Genomic DNA, 19679 nt, shown 5'->3' on the forward strand with positions numbered 1-19679 from the left:
GAACTAACCTGACGGTCAACTGAGTACAGTTAGACCGCAGGCTTCTTTTTCCTTTTTTTCAAAGGCTTTTTTGAGTGACGGAGTTCCCCCGCCACTTTCGTAACTCAATCCAATCTTCTTTATAAGTTTGGCTGAATTTTCATCTCGATCCAAGGATTCTCCACACTGACAAGAATGCCACCGATCTGATAATTCTTTCGGAACTTTGTTGAGGCAATCCCAGCAATGTTGAGAAGTTCCTTTGGGGTCAACAAATAGAACAGTTTTACCTAACTTCCCAGCAACATATTTGAGAACGCTGGCGAATTTTCCGTGAGCAGCATCAAGCATCGATTTGTTCAAGCCACTTTTTGCTGACTGGCCGTTCGGCAAATAAACCAAATTGCCATTCTCAATGTCAGTTTTAGGCTGGGCGCGTCTAGTTAGATTTTTAACACTCAAGTCTTCAACAACTAAAACTTCACACTTGCTAAGTAACTCATGTGCAGTTTTGAATTGAAAATCTAATCTAGCTCTAGCTACGAACTGATGGAGTTTGGAAATCTTGTCCTTGATAACTTTCCAAGGCTTAGAACCCTTAACTCTATTAGCTAACTTCGCTTGAAGTCTTGCTAATTTCTCAGCCGACTTCCTTAAAAACCTAGGATTCTCAACCCTTTCCCCATTGGATAGGTAAACGTAATTGGTTATTCCCAAATCAATACCAACAGAATTTTCGACCGTCGGTTGAATTTCTGCAACCGTTACGGGAACCGTTTTATCTTCTAGCGTTAGGGAAATATACCACCCATCCGCTTCTCTGATAACTGTACCCGTCTTAACTTTGAACTTTGTTGGTATTGGACGGTGGAAAACCATAGGCACTTGACCTATTTTGACGAGACTAATACAAATCCTATCTTGCTCGTCCTTGACAATATCTAAGTTATCTAGTTGAGGATAAGTGAAGGATTTGTAGTAGTTAAGCCCTTTGAATCTGGGCTTCCCTCTACGATTGCCGTTTTTATCTGGCGTGGTGAAATTTGAAAAGGAAGTTTCAACTCTGTTGACGACATCTTGCAAAACCTGAGAATCCAACGCTTTGTAGTCAGGAAATAGTTTTTTGGTGTTTTTCAGGTCGGCAAGTTGTATCGTTTGCCACTGTACATATCCGCTTTCAATGTTCGAGAAAACATCACCTTTATTGGTCAAAGAATTGCCTGACTCATCCTTTTTTCTGCCGTTCCTAGTTTGCACCCTAGTTAAGGGAATATTTTGATAAATTTCCTCAATCGGGACTATCGAAACAATCAATGGGCAGGCGTTGATAGGTGTTCTCGTGGCTTCCCACCACCTAAATCTTTCGCCGAGTCGGTAGTTGTACTGCCGACGGCAGAGTTCTAAATGAGCCACAATAGTTGTTAGTTGGGCTTTTGTAGGTTTGAGGCGGTATTTGTACGTGAGTTGCATTTTTAAACTTCCTTTTTTCGACCTGCCTTAATGTACCATTTCTTTGGATTTAATGTAAGAAAAAGTACATCAAAGTTAAAGGTACTCGAAATGTCTAATTGTCGGTTTCCGTCCGCGACACCCGACGCTTCTGGACATCCCTACGGTAATTTATTCGGGGTACTTCGCGCAGCAATTGAGATTAATCCCCTCTAAATATACCCTTAGACTTCCCGGCTGGTAGTTAATCGACCCCGACAAACATACAGTAACGATTTACACTCCCCAAGCCGAGCCAGTTGTATTGACAGACGGCGACACGATTTCAATACCAGAACTTTTACCCGGTTGGGAAGTTCCGGTTGGAGAATTGTGGCCGATCGACTTTGAATAAAACTAGGGACAAAGCAGACAAACCAAAAACAATTTATCTGCGTTGATCCGCGTTTATCCACCAACATCTGCGGTTTAGAATTGCCAAATAATCAGCGCCAGCAACCCAGCAACTCCCGCAGCAATAGTCAACACATAAAACTGCGATTGACCCGTGCCGCTGTACTTCAAACCTTCACCGCTGAAAATTGTGGCAAAACCAAACAAATTCACCACCCCGTCTACTACATACTTATCAGTCCAAGCGCTGATTTTCGCAATAGAAGCGACGGCCCAAACCACAGTCAAGCGGTAAACTCGATCGATATAAAAGTCGTAAGCAAACAAATCCTGCACCGCTGGCACCGGCAGTCGTACCGGTCGAGGTAAAACGTTGTACCAATAAATCGCCACGCCAACGCCAACCCCAATCAAGCCAGATAACACCAACAGCGGAATATCTAGAGTCTTCAGCAGCAAATTTAAAGTATCAAAATCCCCAGTTTCTGCCCAAGGCCCAGTCCAACTAATTAAAAGTTGCCACTGCTGCAACATCCAAGGCACCAACAGCCCAATCACCGTCAAAATTACCATCGGCAAAGCCATCGGCCAACCGACTTCCGGAGCTCTGCGAGTTTTGGGCTGCGGTTTTCCGACAAATACTAAGGCGAATACGCGAGTTAAATTGAGCGCAGTTAAACCGTTAACTAACAGCAGCACAACTACCAACCACAATGGCACTGTCCAAAAACCGTTCAGCCACCGTCGCATTACCCAGAAGTTGCCCATCGGTAATAGGGCTACCATCCCCGCAGCGCCGACTAAATAAGCCATTGTTGTGGCGGGCATCTTTGACCACAACCCACCCATTTCTGTTAAATCTTGAGTGTTGGTTGTGACAATTACTGAGCCTATGCTCATGAATAATAGTCCTTTGGCGATCGAGTGTGCGAACAGCAGCAGCAATGCAATGTCAACGTGATTCTGCCCCACCGCGATAAACACTAAACCCATAGAAGCACTGGTAGAATGCGATAGTGCTCTTTTGATATCGATTTGGGCGATCGCCACTAAGGAAGCCCCAACCGCCGTCACCGCACCCAAAACCACCAGCACCAAACCAGTTATCGGCGATAGCGCTAAAACAGGCTGAAGTTTAATCAAAACATAAGCCCCACCACCCACAACTACCGTATTCCGCATAATCGAAGCCGGGTTGGGCCCTTCCATCGCCTCGTCGAGCCACAGGTGAAACGGAAATTGAGCGCACTTAGCTGTAGGTGCGGCAATTAAAGCCAAGCCTAAAAGAGTTGCTACTAAAGGAGATAAAGTTGCAGTTTCCGCCCATTCTTCTAAATCGGAAAAATTTAAACTTCCGGCTAAAGTTGAAAGCGTTACTACTCCCATCAGCAGCGGTACGTCTCCTACACGCTTGGTTAAAAACGCATCTCTAGCCGCCGTCACTACCAGCGGTTGAGCGTACCAAAATCCGACTAGCAAATAAGTTGAGAGCGTCAGCACTTCCAGCAAACCGTAGGTTAGCAGCAGCGAGTCGCTAATCGCAATCCCGCTAATTGCCGCTTCAAAAAAACCGAGCAGCCCAAAAAATCGAGCTAGCGCCCAGTCTTTTTCCATGTAGCCCAGTGCGTAAATTTGTGCTAGCAAACTCAGAACTGTCACCAGTTCCATTGCTCCGACGCTGGTCGTGGAGATTTCTATGGCAAAAGACAAATCTAAATCTGCTGCTTGCACCCAGTGGAGGAGCAAGTGTTGGGGCGCTCGATCCCAAGTTGCTGTAAAAATCACTGACCCGTGGATGAAAGCCAGCACGCTCATCAGTAAATTGAAGTAAGCCGCAGGTCTTGGCCCTGTTGTGCGAACGGTTCCCGTAGACCACGGCAAAGTTAGAATCGCGCCTATTAAGCCATATAAAGGTATCCACCAACAGGTTTGGAGGAGAAATTCTGTCATAAAAATAAAGTCGGTAAGTGGGAAACTCAGTGTTTTCAGACCTGAGAGGGAAACGCCCCGGTGGTTTCAACCGCCCTGAATCTTTTTTTCTCCATTACCGCCTTGGAGTTGCTTGACTTGGTGTACTTTTGTAATGTACTTTCGGCGGGACAGTTACCACCTCAAATCTCGCAACCCTGTACGCATAATGTTTGCTCCGGTAAGAGCCTCCCTTTCGGGGTAATGTTCGCTTGTCGGTCAATGTTATAAGAGCTTTTTAGACCTGCAACACTGTATCAGTGACTTTAATACTGTTTAATTGCAGATGACAGAGCCCAAAACTAGCGTCGCATTCGCCGGTGTCGTGACTCCAATAACGTAGACCTCTAAGATCTTAGGCCCGTCAGCACAGCTTGGTCGATTTCTCTTACAAGCTCAGTCCCTTTAGGGCTGAGTTACTGACTTAATTTATCCGTTAAACTTCAAATTACCGGCTACCTTTATACAAAGGCAGTTCCGGGCGATCGCGCCACAACGTAAAACTTTGACTAAACCCGATCGTATAGCTTTAGCAAAATAATTTGCACCCAAAATTAACTATACATTAAAGCATCAAAACTTAGTATTCTCTGAATACCAAATTACAGGCTGCTGGGGGTCGGCACTCAAAAAAAAAAGCCCGCATCTCGGTCAAGACTGTCTTTTTTGTCTGTTTACCCGCGATCCCCCCTGGGAAATCCCGAAGTTGACCGACACCGAGATCCCCAGCCCCTACCCACCGAACTCTAGTTTACAGGTATTTATACTTACTTCACTGCTAGCTCGCCCTTCGCATCTGCTCCAGTTTATATTAAGATTATTAAATAAATATTAAATAATTATAAGTAACATAAAAAAATTTAATTTTTGTTATTAAACATTATGATGTTAGTTTATATTGTCAAGGTGGACAGCTTCCCCTATTCTATAAGGATAGGAAGCTTTACACTGCATTCCTAAATAATGTGGGCCTCCCCGTCCAAATTTTTAGATTTCTCAAAGATTTGTTACGGTAATTCCGCTAATCCTCAACTTGGAGATTCAAAAATGTCAATTGCCGTGGGAATGATTGAGACAAAAGGTTTTCCCGCTGTTGTGGAAGCTGCCGACGCTATGGTTAAAGCTGCTCGCGTTACCCTCGTGGGCTATGAAAAAATCGGCAGCGCTCGCGTCACCGTAATTGTGCGCGGCAACGTGTCGGAAGTCCAAGCCTCAGTTGCAGCAGGAGTGGAATCCGTCAAGCGGGTGAACGGCGGAGAAGTCGTCTCTACCCACATCATCGCTCGCCCCCACGAAAACCTAGAATACGTTCTACCAATTCGTTATACAGAAGCAGTAGAGCAGTTCCGAGGCTACTAAGTTCTTAGTGCGCTGAAAATTAGTTAGACGAAACGTTTGACGAAAAGCAGCGCGATCGTCAAAAATTAACAGTTTAGTTCCCCAAATATTCAATTAGGAGTAAAACCAATGGCAATTGCAGTTGGCATGATCGAAACCTTAGGCTTCCCCGCAGTAGTAGAAGCCGCTGACGCGATGGTCAAAGCAGCCCGCGTCACCTTGGTAGGATACGAAAAAATCGGTAGCGCTCGCGTTACTGTCATTGTAAGAGGAGATGTCTCGGAAGTGCAAGCTTCCGTAGCCGCTGGAGTAGAGTCAGTGAAGCGCGTTAACGGCGGACAAGTGATGTCCACCCACATTATCGCCCGCCCTCACGAAAACTTGGAGTACGTCCTACCAATTCGCTACACCGAAGCTGTAGAACAGTTCCGCGAAGGCGTGAGCGGCATTCGTCCTCTCAACAGATCTTAAGATAGGCTCAAGGCTGTTTGGGGCGTTTGGTAATTAAAAATTAAAAATCAAAAATTAAAAATCGCGATGTTTTTGATTTAGCATTTTTAATTTTTAATTGAGGTAAGCGTGGGATATTGGTTATTAGTCATAAGTCATGAGTCATTAGTCACGAGTCATTAGTCATTAGTTACTAGACGAAAAAATCTAAAATGAAGACATGGGACTGAATAAAGCTAACTAAAAAAAGACAAGTGACGGAAAAAAAAATGACAATTACCAATTACCAATTACCAATTACCTAAAATGCAAATGGCCAAAGTTCTCGGCACAGTTGTCAGTACCCAAAAAGAGCCGACGCTGAGAGGATCGAAATTTCTACTGCTGCAATTCATCAATGAGGAAGGTTCGCCAGTTCCCGGCTATGAAGTAGCGGCTGACTGTGTGGGCGCTGGTATAGATGAATGGGTTTTAGTCACCCGCGGCAGCGGGGCCCGGATCGCGCCCGGGAGCGAAGACCGTCCGATCGATGCTCTAGTAGTAGGCATTATAGATACTGTCAATGTAGAAAATCGCCTCATTTACAGTAAAAAAGACGACCCGTACCGCTAGTTTGGCAGTTGACAGTTGACAGTTGACTCGAAAAGCAGTTGACAGTTGACAGTTGACAGTTGACAGGGAAAGCAGTTGACAGTAAACAACTAACAACTAACAACTAACAACTAACAACTAACAACTAACAACTAACAAAAATTTTTTCAGTTTAGGAGAACTTAATTTATGGCAGTCCGCAGCGTTGCGGCTCCCCCGACGCCTTGGTCGAAAAACTTGGCTGAGCCCAAAATTCATGACACCGCCTACGTACATTCCTTTTCTAACATTATTGGGGATGTACATATCGGTTCAAATGTGATGATTGCCCCCGGGACATCTATCCGCGCTGATGAAGGCACTCCGTTTAATATCGGATCGGGAAGCAACATTCAAGACGGAGTAGTGATTCACGGCCTAGAACAAGGTCGAGTCACAGGAGATGACGACAAATCCTATTCCGTTTGGGTGGGGGAAAATACTTCCCTCACCCACATGGCTTTAATTCACGGCCCGGCATACGTGGGCGACGATTGCTTTATCGGCTTTCGCTCTACGGTGTTCAATGCCAGAGTGGGCAACGGCTGCATTGTCATGATGCACGTATTAATTCAAGATGTGGAGATTCCCCCCGGTAAGTACATACCTTCGGGAGCCATCATCACTAATCAGCAGCAAGCCGATCGCCTGCCTGACGTTCAAGATTCAGATGTTAAATTTGCGACCCACGTCATCGGCATCAATGACGCTCTGAGAACGGGTTATCGCTGCGCTGACAACATCGCTTGTCTAGCACCAATTCGCAACGAGCAAGCTAAAAACTCAAATATCACTCAAATGAATTATTCTACCTATGCCGGCACCCAATTGAGTTCCTCTCTAGCCGATAGCATCCGCAATTTGCTAGCCCAAGGATACAGCGTGGGAGCGGAATACGCCGACGCCCGTCGGTTCCGTACCGGTTCTTGGCGCACTTGCGGCCCAATTTCCTCAACTCGCGACTCTGAAGTAATCGCAGCTTTGTCGGCGTGTATGGCCGATCACCAAGGAGAATACGTCCGCTTGATCGGGATTGACACCAAAGCTAAGCGTCGCGTACTCGAAGAAATCGTCCAAAGACCGGGAGAAAACGGCTCTAACGGTAACGGCGCCACAACTCACAAATCTAACGGTAAAGTTGCACAAACTGCTTATCAAAATGGCGGTTCTGTATCCAACGGCAAATTGAGCGCGGAAACAGTGGCTCAAGTTCGCAGCTTGCTAGCTCAAGGCTTCAAGGTGGGCACAGAACACGCCGACGCGCGCCGCTTCCGTACCAGTTCTTGGCAAAGCGGGGCTTCGCTGCAAGTCAGAAACGAATCTGAGGCGATCGCCGCTTTAGAATCTGTGATGAACCAATATCCGGGCGAATACGTGCGCTTGATCGGGATTGACCCGAAAGCTAAGCGCCGCGTAGTTGAAGAACTGATTCAGCGTCCCGACGGCCCTGTGGCTCAATCGGCTAAACCGGGTGCAACATCAGGATTCAAAGCCACGACGACTGGTTCGGCTGGAAGTGGAAAGTTGACCGGCAAGACGATCGACCAAATCCGCAACCTGCTCTCCCAAGGCTACAAAATTGGCACGGAACACGCCGACGCGCGCCGTTTCCGCACCGGTTCTTGGAGCAGTTGCGCGCCGATCGCCACCAACCGCGAATCCGAAGTAATTTCGGCTCTCGAAAGCTGTATGACAGAACACAGTGGCGATTACGTCCGCTTGCTCGGTATCGACTCCAAGGCCAAGCGCCGGGTACTCGAAGAAATTATCCAACGCCCATAATTTGTCAGGTAATTAGCTGCTTTCTCCCGTTAAGTGCTCGCGTTGGGCTAGCGGGAGAATCAGTTAACAGTGGACAGTTGACAGTTGACAGTTGACAGTTGGCAGTTGACAGTTGACTCCGAAACCAGTTGACAGTTGACAAAAGAAGGAAGGGGATTGGAGTAATGAATTGTCTGATTTTAATTGGTCGTTAAAAAGGTTCCGGCTTTTAACCAATTCTTTCTGGTAATTTGCAAGTCCAAATCGAGATTTTCAATATTAGTAAATAATCGTTGATTAGATTGATAGAGTTAAAATAATCATTCTAAAAAGCGATAACTTAAAGTCGTTTTATCTAAAAAAATAGCTCATTTCAAGGTAAAGTTCGATGTATTTATCGCCACTGCAATTAAGTAGCAACTCTCAGATTTTCATGAGTGGCGATGTAGTTGTGAATGAAGGTGTGGCGATCGCCCCAGGAGTCATCCTCCAAGCAGATCCGGGTAGCCGGATCTCGATCGCCGCCGGTGCCTGTATCGGTATGGGAGTCATTCTTCACGCCCGTGAAGGTACTCTCGAAATCGAGGCGGGCGCAATGCTGGGTGCAGGAGTGTTGGTGGTAGGTGCGGGGACGATCGGCGCAAATGCCTGTATAGGCGCGGGAACAACGCTGATTAATCCTGCGATCGACCAAATGCAAATTTTGCCAGCAGGTTCTCTGATCGGAGATACCAGCCGCCAAGTCGCCGCAGAAACCGCAGAAGCCCAAACTGCTGCACCGGAAACCACCACAGCCACTACGCCACCAGTTGAACCAACCGTCGATCGCGCGATCGACCCGCCAGAACCCCCCCAAACACAGCCTCAAACACCGCCGGAGACAGCCCCAGATCCATCACCAGAAACTGCGGCAAATCCGCCGCCCCAACCAGGAGAAGTTCCAACTATTCTGTACGGTCAAGCTCACATCAATCAGTTGCTGGGGACGCTGTTTCCGCACCGACAAGCTTTTAATCGATCGCAGGAAAACGGTCAAACTCTCTCGGGCGGTACCGGATAGCGATCGGTCGATTGAAGAATTGAAGAATTGAATAATTTTAGATTTAGTTGCAGCGCCGTGCATCTGGGAGGTTGAACAGAGGTATTAAATTTTTTTGCTTTCCACGAATGGCGTCGGGCTGCTATTAATTTTGGGGCGTGGTCATTTGTGCAAAATGCAGCTATGCTGAAAGCAGAATCAAAAAATATAAATAGGTAAGCTCATATTATTGGTAGCTCAGCAATTTTTAACGTTTTGCAGCATAAATATGTATCTTGCAGCTCGTGCAGTTTGTCTTCTCCTCTGAGACACTAAAACTATCAACAAAATTTTATGTTTGGAAGTTTCTAAGGGTAATCAAAGATGGACGGACAAATAGATCGTAACAGCAGTCACTCCGAGCGATCGCAGCGCCAGGAATATTTCAAAGACACCGCTTTGGGTTTGGTATCTACCAAGAGTTTTCCGGCAATTGTCGGGACTGCTGACATGATGCTGAAGTCCGCAGGGGTCATTTTAGTAGGATACGAGAAAATAGGTTCCGGTCACTGTACGGCGATCGTCCGGGGCAGAATTTCCGACGTGCGTTTGGCTGTGGAAGCAGGAGCTCAGACAGCCGAACAGTTCGGACAGTTTGTTTCTAAGCTGGTGATTGCTAGGCCTTTGGCTAATTTGGAAGTGGTTTTGCCGATCGGCTTTCGCCTGACTGAACTGTCGGAAAGCGGCAGTTTTTCTCGACTGAGCAATCAGGCGATCGGTTTGCTAGAAACGCGGGGATTTCCGGCAATGGTCGGCGCTTGCGATGCTATGCTCAAATCCGCCGACGTACACTTGGCCGCCTACGAGAAAATTGGTGCCGGTTTGTGCACGGCAATTATTCGCGGTGCAGTCGCAGATGTCGCAGTAGCCGTAGAAGCCGGGATGTACGAAGCTGAGCGCATTGGCGAGTTGAACGCCGTGATGGTAATTCCCAGGCCTTTGGAAGATTTGGAACAAACTTTGCCGCTGGCGAGTTGTTGGATAGAACAGCGCACACCTGTCAGGGTGCCTATCTCTGTTCAGGAAAAGGAAAAAGAATTGGTCGAACTTCCAGATTTGGAGAAATTGAGAGTTTATGTGGAAGAGGAAATCAATCGTTAAATCGAGAATTGGTAATTGGTAATCGAGAATTGGTAATTACCCAACCAAAGTTTGTAGAGACTGGGTGCGGGAAATACTGAGACAAAGTTTGACAATCAAGATATAAATTTTACTCTTGATGAAGTACGTGCAGCGATCTGTAAGATCGCAGCCGCGTCAAGCTGAATTTTGCGATCGGCTTATTGCACCGCCATCGAAAGACAGAGATTGCCAACGAAAACTCGATTTTAGATTGAAGTCTATCCGGTAAAAAATCGAACTTACAAAGTAAATGCAGCCGAGGTACAGGCTCTTTTAACAGGATTTAATTGCTGCTTTCGTATAGTAAACGATTTCTTGTAAATTCCTTGAAGATAGCGGTAGACATTGGTAGTATGTAATCAACAAAAAACCACCGTGTTAAGATAAACCTAAAATCCTGTTTTGGGTATATTTCCTGGAATCAGTTAGAAGTTAATCTGCGTGCTGTGTGGAGGCTCTTTCAACAGATTAACCCCTGTCGAACTCAACACTGAGTGCAAAGGAATCAATCCAGAATCCAGCAAGGAATGAAAGTTGACCTATGAACATCAAAGAATCGAACCTCAACCATTTTTATAAGCGCGGGTTGCACAGCGCCAAGCAAGGCAACTACGAAGCGGCGCTTGAGGACTTCGATCAGATACTGCAAGTCAATCCCGCCGATGCCAAAGCTTACAACAATCGGGGCTTGGTTTACTATTATATGAAAGACTACCAAAAGGCGATCGCAGACCTCAGCCAAGCACTAGATATCAATCCTCATTTGTTCGAGGCCTATTTAAATCGCGGCAATGCTTGGCGCCATCTGGGAGAAAACGAAAAAGCCATTGACGATCTCAACTGTGCTTTAGTAAACAAGCCTGACAGCCACGCTATCTACAACAATCGGGGACTCGTACTTGCTAATTTAGGACATTACGAAGAAGCAATAGAAGACTACGATCGAGCTCTCTCTATCAATTCGCAAAATTATAAAACCTATTACAACCGAGGGCGTGCTTACTACCTTTTGGGAGAAAAACAAGCAGCAACGGAGAACTTTAACGAAACGCTAAGGTTGAATCCCAGATATATCAAAGCTTACATAAATCGCGGACTCTGTTATCACCAATTAGGGGATAACACCCAGGCGATCGCCGATTATAACACAGCACTCGGCATCGACCACAACAATGTTTATGCCTATTATAACAGAGGATGCGTTCGCTATAAATTAAAACAAATGGAGATGGCGATTGAAGACTTTAACAAAGCAGTGGAACTCGACCCCAACTATGTTAAAGCTTATCTCAATCGGGGTTTAGCGCTGTACAAATTGGGAGATATTGCAACAGCAAATAGGGATTTTTACCACGTAATGTGTATTAATGCTGAAGCTTATTTGTACTATCAGGCCCAGCGCTGCACGCCTGATATTAATTCCTATTTCAAAGAAGCCCCACAGATGGAACTTAATAATGCTGTAGAATACTACAACACCACATTAAATACGATCTCAAGTTCCTTAAGTTCGGCAGCATTAAATGCGATTTGGAATCAAGAGGATTTGGAGAACAGAGACTCGATTATCTGTGAAGGTGAATTTCTTAATGAGTAAATTAGTCAGTTGACAGTTGACAGTTGACAGTTGACAGTTGACAGTTGTCATTAAATAGGTTATCGAAAAAATAAAAAATCCTCAGAAACCCGGTTTCTACGAGATTTTGTGACGAGTCACGAGAAATATACGAAGAAACCGGATTTCTCGCCTATTGTTTCAGCCCCGAGAGGCTTTTAACGCCGATTGGGTAGCCTTTGAAAATCAAAGTCCTGACTGCAAAAAATAGTCAGGACTTTAATTTTTTATCTCTGAGTTTTAAGAACTTGCATTCTTGACTGCAAAGCCTTAAATACTTGCCATTACTTCGCGGGCGGCTGCTAAAGTTCGATCGACATCTTCGTCAGTATGGGCCAAAGAAGTGAACCCAGCCTCAAACTGAGAAGGAGCCAGATAAATACCGTGTTCCAACATTCCGCGATGAAAACGGCTGAACTTCGTCAAATCCGACTTCTTCGCATCGTCATAATTGTGAACCGGGCCCGCCGCAAAAAATAAGCCAAACATCCCGCTAATTTGGCCGCCACAAACAGCGTGTCCCGCTTCCTTAGCAATTTTCAGCAATCCCTCCGACAGTTTTTTAGTAATTCTGTCCAACTGTTCGTAAGTGCCGGGTTTTTGCAACAATTCCAAAGTTTTAATCCCAGCAGTCATCGCCAAAGGATTTCCCGAAAGCGTACCAGCTTGATACATCGGGCCTGCGGGAGCTACCATACCCATAATCTCGCGCCTTCCGCCGTAAGCGCCCACGGGCAAACCGCCGCCGATAACTTTACCCAAAGTTGTCAAATCTGGGGTGACACCAAATTTTTCCTGAGCTCCGCCGTAGGCGATGCGGAAACCTGTCATTACTTCGTCAAACACCAACAAAGCGCCGTTATCTTTGGTAATTTCGCGCAAACCTTCAAGAAAACCTGCATCTGGAGTAATAAAACCAGCATTTCCTACAACTGGTTCGAGAATTACACCTGATATCTCGCCGGGATTTTCGGCAAATAAAGCTTTGACTGCTTCCAAATCATTGTAAGGAGCGTTGAGGGTGTTGGCGGTAACGGATTTCGGTACGCCCGGAGAGTCTGGAAGCCCGAGAGTTGCGACACCGGAACCGGCTTTTACTAGGAACATATCGGCGTGCCCGTGATAGCAGCCTTCAAATTTAATCACTTTGTCGCGCCCGGTGAAGGCTCGCATCAGCCGCAAAACGGCCATACAAGCTTCGGTACCGGAATTGACAAATCGCACCATTTCAATGCTGGGAACGGCATCTATGACCATTTCGGCAAGGACGTTTTCCAACAGCGAGGGTGCGCCGAAACTCGTACCTTTTTCTAAGGATTCGTGGAGGGCTTTGATGACTTCGGGGTGGGCGTGGCCGCAGATGGCGGGGCCCCAAGTGCCTACGTAGTCAATGTATTGGTTGCTGTCAACATCCCAAATGTAGGCTCCGTTTACCCTGTCAAAGACAATGGGCTGTCCGCCTACGGATTTGAAGGCGCGCACGGGGGAACTGACGCCACCGGGCATCAACTTCTGGGCAGCGGCGAAAATTTCTTCTGATTTGGTGGTTTTCAAGGTTGTAGAAACCAATGTTTTCTCCTTAGTGAAGGTCTGTTGTTGGTAGGATACTTAATATAGCGACTTCTGGTTAAAGGCTAAGCCGATTCAAGGAAACTATAGTAGTAGATTTTAGGATACAAACCAATCAGTAGCAATACTAGCTCGGGTTTTTTAGGATTTGTCGCACTAGCACTCCTAGCTCTCAATTGTAATAAATTGTAAAATAGTTCTTGACAATTTGCCCATCACTTACCTAATCTCCTCTCTTCTCTCTGTGTCCTCTGCGCTCTCTGCGGTTAATTTAAAAAAAATATCTGACACGAAAGCGTTAATTTATATGAAAAGCTGCAATAAAATTATGTCTGTTAATGATGTGTCTAGTTTGAGCCGATCGATCCCAATTGAAAAGATCCGTTACGACGATCGCGGTTTAGTGCCTGCGATCGTCCAAGATTACTTAGACGGGACAGTGTTGATGATGGCGTGGATGAATCGGGAGTCGCTGCAAAAAACGATGGAAACCGGTCAAACGTGGTTCTGGAGTCGTTCTCGCGCCGAATTGTGGCCGAAAGGGGCGACTTCGGGACACGTTCAAAATGTCAAAGGGCTGCGTTACGACTGCGATAGCGATGCTTTGCTGGTGACTGTCGAACAAGTGGGAGATATTGCTTGTCACACGGGTGAAAGAAGTTGTTTTCACCAAGTTGACGGGGAAATTGTGGCGCCGCCGGGGGATATGTTATCTCAATTATTTGACGTAATTTGCGATCGACGCGACAATCCTAACGAAACTTCTTATACTTGCAAGTTGTTCGAGGGCGGGGATAACAAGATTCTCAAGAAGATTGGTGAAGAGTCGGCGGAAGTTGTGATGGCTTGCAAAGATGACGATAAAGACGGAATCGCCGGGGAAGTTGCGGACTTATTTTATCACGCTTTGGTTGCTTTGGCTCACCATCAGGTTGATTTGAGGGCGGTTTACCGCAAATTGGGCGATCGGAGAAAATAAATGAGTTAGTTGTTATTAGTTATTTGTGATTAATTATTTGTTATTTCCAACAAATAATAACTAATGGTAAGGTGCGTCGCTGTGAGATTGTCTATTTTTTTAAGGGATTCTTTGTGGCGGTGCACCCTACGACTAATGACTAATGACTAATGACTACTTTTTTTTAACATTCGATCGACCTTTTGCAAAATTGCGATCGCCAGTATCACACTAATAGCCAAGCCCAACCAGAAATTATCCGCCCCCCATTTACCTCGATCCAAAGCGAAACCGCCCAGTGGCGGGCCGATTAAATAGCCTATAGCCCAACACTGAGAATTAACCGCTAAATACACGCCGCGCAAAGACTCCGGCGCTAAATCTACCACCAAAGCCGAAGCAAAAGGCGTATAAGCAACAGTAGCAACCGACAAAAAAGTCAAGCCAACAACCGCTAAAAATAGATTGCCAGTTGCAGCCATTCCCGTCAAGCCGATCGCAATAAACCCCATTCCCCACAGCAGCGCCGAAATCATCAAAGCTTGCGGATGAGAAAACCGCCTCAAAGCCTTAACCACCGGCATCTGCAAAGCCACAGTTAAAAATGTGCTAAAAGCAAACAAAACCGTAATTGTACCCGTAGAAAAGCCTGTTCCCGATGTCCCCGCCGGCACAAACTTACTAAAATACAACGGCATCGTGGTTTGAATTTGGGAAATGTAGAGAGTAAACAGAGTATTGACTAAAGCATAGACTAGCAAAGTGCGATCGCCCAGCGCCACCATCCAGCCATTTTTGAGATTTTTTTTGCTTGTATCCGTTGAGTTAGCTGGTTTGTAGGTTTCTGAAATTGCGCCCCAAACCACCGCAAACAGCACTAAAAACGAGATACCATCGATAATAAAGAGCGATCGATAATTCCCCGTTACCGCAATCAAAACACCGCCCAAAATAATCCCAACTTGCAAACCCAAATTATCAGCCAGCCGCGTCAAAGCAAAAGCCTCCTGTCGCTGTGCGCCCTCAGTTAAATCCGCAACCATACTTTCGGTTGGAGGCCAATACAAACCCACACCAAAACCCATCAATAAATTAGCAGCAACTAAACCTGGAAAATCATGAGTCGCCGCCAACAGAAAAGAAGCGACAGCCGAAATCATTGCCGCCAGCAATAAAGTTCGCCGCCTTCCCCAAAATTGGGAATCGCAAAAAGAACCGCCCAAAATGCGGCCGAATATTCCCGAGATTGAACCGCTACCCAAACCAATCCCAACAGCAGTTGCAGACAAGCCGACGCGATCGACAAAAAAGATCGGCGCGTAAAATAAAGTAAAGCCGCTACCGCTTTGGGAGAGGAATCTGCCGGCGGCGAGAATCCACACTTGAGTAGGGAGACGGGGAAGCCAAGATGAGAATTGAAATTTAGGCATATATTATAGCCTTTCTCAGAAAGATGAGGTACTCATGGGGATAGGGCATAGGGCATAGGGCATAGGATTAGCGGGCATACATCACTTTTTTGAGAAAGGCTATAAATTTATAAGAGTCTGCGGTTGAAACCAGGTATGTATAAACGATGTCTGCCTCCGCAGACTGAAGAATTAAAATAAAATTAAAGCATAATTTAGGTATTGTCGAGTCAAACCAAACCTCAACCGTATTTGTTTGCAAGCTTTTCGATGAATTCAAGTGTCAGCCGATTCATAAATCACCTTTCCTTTTTCGATAATTTCCCTGACAAATAAATCATTCCAAGCTAGTCGTTGTTCTATTTCAGCAGGAGTTCGCACTAATAAATCTAGAGCAAATTTCGGTTGAGTTTTACTTAGTATTTCCCAAGTTTTGCGAAAATTATTACCTTCTGAAGATAAAATTACCAACATATCAACATCCGAATCGCTCGTGGGATTCCCATAGGCGTAAGAGCCGAACAAAATCATTTTTTCTGGTTTAAATTGATTGGCTATTGCCGCACTCAATTCCAGAATTTTGTTTATTTCAATCATTGGCTAATATCTTTGATATTTGGCAATTTAACTGTAATAATAATAACACATAAATTTTATCGGTATATTGCTATGAGTAATTATCAATAGTTGTTTGCGATCGCCACAACGTTTAAACTATTGCTGTGCGATCGCCAGCTACCGAAGCCTTCCAACAGAAACACCTACCAGCTTAACAATTCTTCTAATTCAGTTACACAAAAGTTACCATTAATTTAAAAATACTTAACACGATTTGAGAAAAAAGTTAGTTAAGCTCTAGAAAAGGCAGAAGAAAATTTTAGAGGTTCTAATTTATATGACAGCTATTACATCGTCGAGAGTGGAATCAATCAGACCCCGCTGGCAAGCAATTGTCATGGTAGCCTTGATTTTCTGGCTCAGCGGTAGCCTGATTATCGATCTAGTTATTATGCCGAGTCTCTATGTATCTGGCATGATGGTATCTTCTGATTTTGCAGCAGCCGGAAATTTAATGTTCTGGGGATTCAACCGCGTTGAGTTAATCTGTTCGGGCTTGGTAGCAACGGGTTTGATGGTTTTGAGCAATTTAATGGGTGACTCGGGCAAGCGCAGCCGCACAGCGATCGTATTATCTTTGGTACTTCTGGCGATCGCCCTGATTGACACCTACGGCCTCACACCTCAAATGAGCGCCTTGGGAATTCAGCTAAATCTGTTCGACTCCGCAGCAGAAGTGCCCGCCGCAATGAATTCACTCCACCAAGGATATTTTGTTTTGGAAGCGCTAAAGTTGGCTGTCGGCGGTACGCTGCTGGGCTGGTGCTACCAAAACCAAGTTTAATTCACACAATCCTCAAAGGTTGAATTGAGAAAAAACTCAATCTGTAGCGGCGGGCGTGAATTTACGCCCGCCGTTAATTTTTGGGAATTTTAGCGATCGTCAACTATATCAAGTTTCCCGATCGCAAATCCTACTCGGAAGCTTCAGCCTCATCTGATTTTGGCCACAGCAGGCGCAAGCCCATCACCGCAAATCCGATCGCAGCGATCGTCTTTACCAACCTCTCCGGTAACACCTCCGCCGTACCTTGTCCAACCAAAACACCAAGGAAACTCGCCAACAGCAGCGCCGACGCCGTACCGAAAAATACAGCCCGCGGCGAGTTGCAACTGCTACCAAGGGCGATCGCAGCTAATTGACTTTTGTCACCCAATTCTGACAAAAACACCGTAATAAAGGTTATTCCTAAAAGTTGCCAATCCATATTTTTTTTAGTTCTTAGTTAGGTATTTAGAAATCTACAATTTACTCACAAACTTCGAGAAACCCGATTTCTTTCCACATACCCATGTTGTTAACTATCAGTCAGATCGTGTCCGGTTGATTACCGTCACAAAAACCGTTTGTAGTGCGGACTTCAGTCCGCAGCATAATAAAGCGGACTGAAGTCCGCACTACAAAAGCACATCGTTTAACCCAGCACTTCCCAAAGTAAAACCGCCGAAGCGGACTGAAGTCCGCACTACAAACGCACATCGTTTAACCCAGCACTTCCCAAAGTAAAACCGCCGAAATCGCCAGCAAAATCACTCCCGCAGCCTTCTCCAAAGTTTGCGGAGCAATTCGAGTCGCCAGCCACCTTCCCAGCAAAACCCCCAACAAACTCGTTGCAATCAAAGCCGAACCCGCACCCGCAAACACAATCCAAGGATTCCGAGATTCAGCCGTCATCAACAAAATCGCAACTTGAGTTTTATCTCCAACTTCCGCAAAAAAAATAGTGGCAAAAGTCGAAGCAAAAATTGCCCAATGCTTCGGCTTCAGTTGCTTTTCTTCCTGACAGATATCGGGATTTGCACTCACTGAAATTTCTGCCTGCTCAGGGGTTAAAGCAGCACAAATCTCAGAAGTATCTTTAAGTTTTTGTAGTTGTACTTGTGGTGGCAAATCAGAATTGGGGGTTTCTGAGTCAGAATCAGACAAGTTTGGCGGTACAGAATCAAGTTTCACGGGCAATGAGTGCTAAACGCTATTTATTTTTGACTTCTATTTTGGATTTTAACTTTCTCTGTACCTGCTTTTACCAAACCAGGCCCATCTTTTTTTCCCGGAAATTCCGCAACCAATTCCAGAAACTGCTCACCTCACCCAAACACGGATAGAAGCCCCACAGTTATCTGTCAATCCAAAATCCAAAATCCAAAATCTCAAATCCCAAATCCAAAATTCCCTGGTTCAAGTGCCGTAAGTTCGATCGCCCGCATCACCCAAACCAGGTACAATAAAACCCTGTTCGTTGACTATTTCGTCGATCGTTGCCGTGTAAAGAACCAAACTCGGGTACTCCGTGCTCAGCCGCTTCAAAGCCGGAGGAGCAGCCACCACAGAAATAATCCGAATCAAACTCGGGTTAACTCCCCGTGAAATCAATTCCTGCATTGTCGCCACAATCGTCCCGCCAGTCGCCAGCATCGGCTCGCTAATTATCACCCGCGTTTCCGGGTTAAACTGCGCCGGCAATTTGTTCAAATAACAAGTCGGCTCCAGCGTCTCCTCATTCCTCGCCATACCCAGATGGTAAACCGAAGCCAGCGGCACAACCGTCTGAATTCCTTCCAGCAGTGATAAACCCGCCCGCAAAATCGGTACCACAACTAACGGAGCTTCCGGGTTAATAAAAGTCGCCGGACATGGGCTCAAAGGCGTCTGCACCGTTGTTTCCACTGTCGGTAGCCAATCTCGAATTGCCTCGTAGGCGAGCCAGCGTCCCAATTCTGTCATCGCAGAACGAAAAAGTACCGATGGGGTGGCGGCGTCGCGGGCGACAGCCAGCCAATGTTTAATTAACGGGTGGGGCGGAACGTAAACGCGCAGTTGCAGGGGCATGAGGAAATTGGGGAAATTGCTAGATTTGAAGGATTTGATGCGGTGCGATCGTTTTCGTTGGCGTAGCCCCCGTAGGGCGGGCTTCGCTAACGATCGCTCTGTGCAACTTATCACAATCTTCCATTCTTTAATCTAAAATCTAAAATCCTATATAGCGGTTCTCGAAAAAGTGAGGTATGCCCTATGCCCTATGCCCTATGCCCCATGCCCTATGCCCCATGCCCTATGCCTTATTTACCTCATCTTTCTGAGAAAGGCTATAAGTCTCTTTGTTTGTAGACCTTCGTCACTTTATTGAAATATTTTTTCAACAGTATTGACATAAATTAGCAACAAGGCTATAGTAATTTTTAGTGTTCTCCTCTCAAAGGATCGGCAGACGGGGGCAGTCGGCAATGGTAGACTGTTCCCGCATTTTTTTGACGTAGGAGCATAGGGAATTGGGAATTGGGCATAGGGCATAGGGCATAGGGCATAGGGCATAGGGCATAGGGCATAGTTTCTTCCTTCTT

At 45.8% G+C, this 19679-nt stretch carries 17 protein-coding genes; 9 read left to right on the forward strand and 8 right to left on the reverse strand.

Annotated features, from left to right (window positions below):
* Window positions 1-15: 15 nt before the first annotated feature.
* Both QZ938_RS10110 and QZ938_RS10120 read right to left on the reverse strand, forming a co-directional pair.
* On the reverse strand, window positions 16-1449 hold the full coding sequence (locus QZ938_RS10110; RefSeq protein ID WP_293150645.1) for a transposase: 1434 nt from the start codon (window positions 1447-1449) through the stop codon (window positions 16-18).
* A 447-nt stretch (window positions 1450-1896) separates the two neighbouring features.
* A complete protein-coding gene (locus tag QZ938_RS10120) occupies window positions 1897-3771 on the reverse strand; it encodes an NAD(P)H-quinone oxidoreductase subunit F (protein ID WP_293150647.1) in 1875 nt (624 codons plus the stop codon).
* A 1065-nt stretch (window positions 3772-4836) separates the two neighbouring features.
* On the opposite strand from QZ938_RS10120, the gene QZ938_RS10125 reads away from it, so the two are divergent.
* From QZ938_RS10125 to QZ938_RS10155, 7 genes are all read left to right on the forward strand, one after another.
* Window positions 4837-5148 carry a carbon dioxide-concentrating mechanism protein CcmK gene (locus QZ938_RS10125; protein WP_006635059.1) on the forward strand — a complete coding sequence of 104 codons (312 nt, stop codon included), beginning with the start codon at window positions 4837-4839 and terminating at the stop codon, window positions 5146-5148.
* Window positions 5149-5256: 108 nt separating this feature from the next.
* A complete protein-coding gene (locus QZ938_RS10130; protein ID WP_006635058.1) occupies window positions 5257-5598 on the forward strand; it encodes a carbon dioxide-concentrating mechanism protein CcmK in 342 nt (113 codons plus the stop codon).
* A 285-nt stretch (window positions 5599-5883) separates the two neighbouring features.
* Window positions 5884-6189: a EutN/CcmL family microcompartment protein gene (locus QZ938_RS10135; RefSeq protein ID WP_293150650.1), complete on the forward strand. Its 306-nt coding sequence runs from the start codon at window positions 5884-5886 to the stop codon at window positions 6187-6189.
* 168 nt (window positions 6190-6357) lie between these two features.
* Entirely contained in the window at window positions 6358-7989 is a 1632-nt protein-coding gene (locus QZ938_RS10140) for a ribulose bisphosphate carboxylase small subunit (protein ID WP_293351204.1), read from the forward strand.
* A 367-nt stretch (window positions 7990-8356) separates the two neighbouring features.
* Window positions 8357-9028 carry a carbon dioxide concentrating mechanism protein gene (locus tag QZ938_RS10145; RefSeq protein ID WP_293351206.1) on the forward strand — a complete coding sequence of 224 codons (672 nt, stop codon included), beginning with the start codon at window positions 8357-8359 and terminating at the stop codon, window positions 9026-9028.
* Between the two features lie 342 nt (window positions 9029-9370).
* Entirely contained in the window at window positions 9371-10147 is a 777-nt protein-coding gene (locus QZ938_RS10150; RefSeq protein ID WP_293150656.1) for a BMC domain-containing protein, read from the forward strand.
* A 562-nt stretch (window positions 10148-10709) separates the two neighbouring features.
* Entirely contained in the window at window positions 10710-11765 is a 1056-nt protein-coding gene (locus tag QZ938_RS10155; RefSeq protein ID WP_293150658.1) for a tetratricopeptide repeat protein, read from the forward strand.
* A 288-nt stretch (window positions 11766-12053) separates the two neighbouring features.
* Here the strand turns inward: QZ938_RS10155 and hemL are convergent, their stop codons facing one another.
* Window positions 12054-13352, reverse strand: coding sequence for a glutamate-1-semialdehyde 2,1-aminomutase (gene hemL / locus QZ938_RS10160; protein WP_293351208.1), 1299 nt, complete (start codon window positions 13350-13352; stop codon window positions 12054-12056).
* A 328-nt stretch (window positions 13353-13680) separates the two neighbouring features.
* Here hemL and hisIE point away from each other — a divergent pair, with 328 nt between their 5' ends.
* Complete coding sequence (hisIE, locus tag QZ938_RS10165; protein WP_293150663.1) at window positions 13681-14331, forward strand: bifunctional phosphoribosyl-AMP cyclohydrolase/phosphoribosyl-ATP diphosphatase HisIE; 651 nt, start codon at window positions 13681-13683, stop codon at window positions 14329-14331.
* A gap of 146 nt (window positions 14332-14477) precedes the next feature.
* Here the strand turns inward: hisIE and QZ938_RS10170 are convergent, their stop codons facing one another.
* Entirely contained in the window at window positions 14478-15740 is a 1263-nt protein-coding gene (locus QZ938_RS10170) for an MFS transporter (protein ID WP_293150666.1), read from the reverse strand.
* Between the two features lie 255 nt (window positions 15741-15995).
* Window positions 15996-16316, reverse strand: coding sequence for a nucleotidyltransferase domain-containing protein (locus QZ938_RS10175; RefSeq protein WP_293150669.1), 321 nt, complete (start codon window positions 16314-16316; stop codon window positions 15996-15998).
* Window positions 16317-16614: 298 nt separating this feature from the next.
* Here QZ938_RS10175 and QZ938_RS10180 point away from each other — a divergent pair, with 298 nt between their 5' ends.
* The gene (locus QZ938_RS10180) at window positions 16615-17121 is read left to right on the forward strand and encodes a DUF4149 domain-containing protein (protein WP_293150672.1); all 507 of its coding nucleotides are present in this window, start codon (window positions 16615-16617) and stop codon (window positions 17119-17121) included.
* Window positions 17122-17251: 130 nt separating this feature from the next.
* Here QZ938_RS10180 and QZ938_RS10185 read toward each other — a convergent pair whose 3' ends face one another.
* The 3 genes from QZ938_RS10185 to upp form a co-directional block, all read right to left on the reverse strand.
* The gene (locus QZ938_RS10185) at window positions 17252-17545 is read right to left on the reverse strand and encodes a TMEM165/GDT1 family protein (RefSeq protein ID WP_293133962.1); all 294 of its coding nucleotides are present in this window, start codon (window positions 17543-17545) and stop codon (window positions 17252-17254) included.
* 275 nt (window positions 17546-17820) lie between these two features.
* Window positions 17821-18291, reverse strand: coding sequence for a TMEM165/GDT1 family protein (locus QZ938_RS10190; protein WP_293351210.1), 471 nt, complete (start codon window positions 18289-18291; stop codon window positions 17821-17823).
* A 225-nt stretch (window positions 18292-18516) separates the two neighbouring features.
* Entirely contained in the window at window positions 18517-19167 is a 651-nt protein-coding gene (gene upp, locus QZ938_RS10195; RefSeq protein WP_293150841.1) for a uracil phosphoribosyltransferase, read from the reverse strand.
* Window positions 19168-19679: the final 512 nt, after the last annotated feature.

Origin of the sequence: Microcoleus sp. CAWBG27, from assembly GCF_020883145.1 — a bacterium.
In the GTDB taxonomy this organism is placed as follows: domain Bacteria; phylum Cyanobacteriota; class Cyanobacteriia; order Cyanobacteriales; family Microcoleaceae; genus Microcoleus.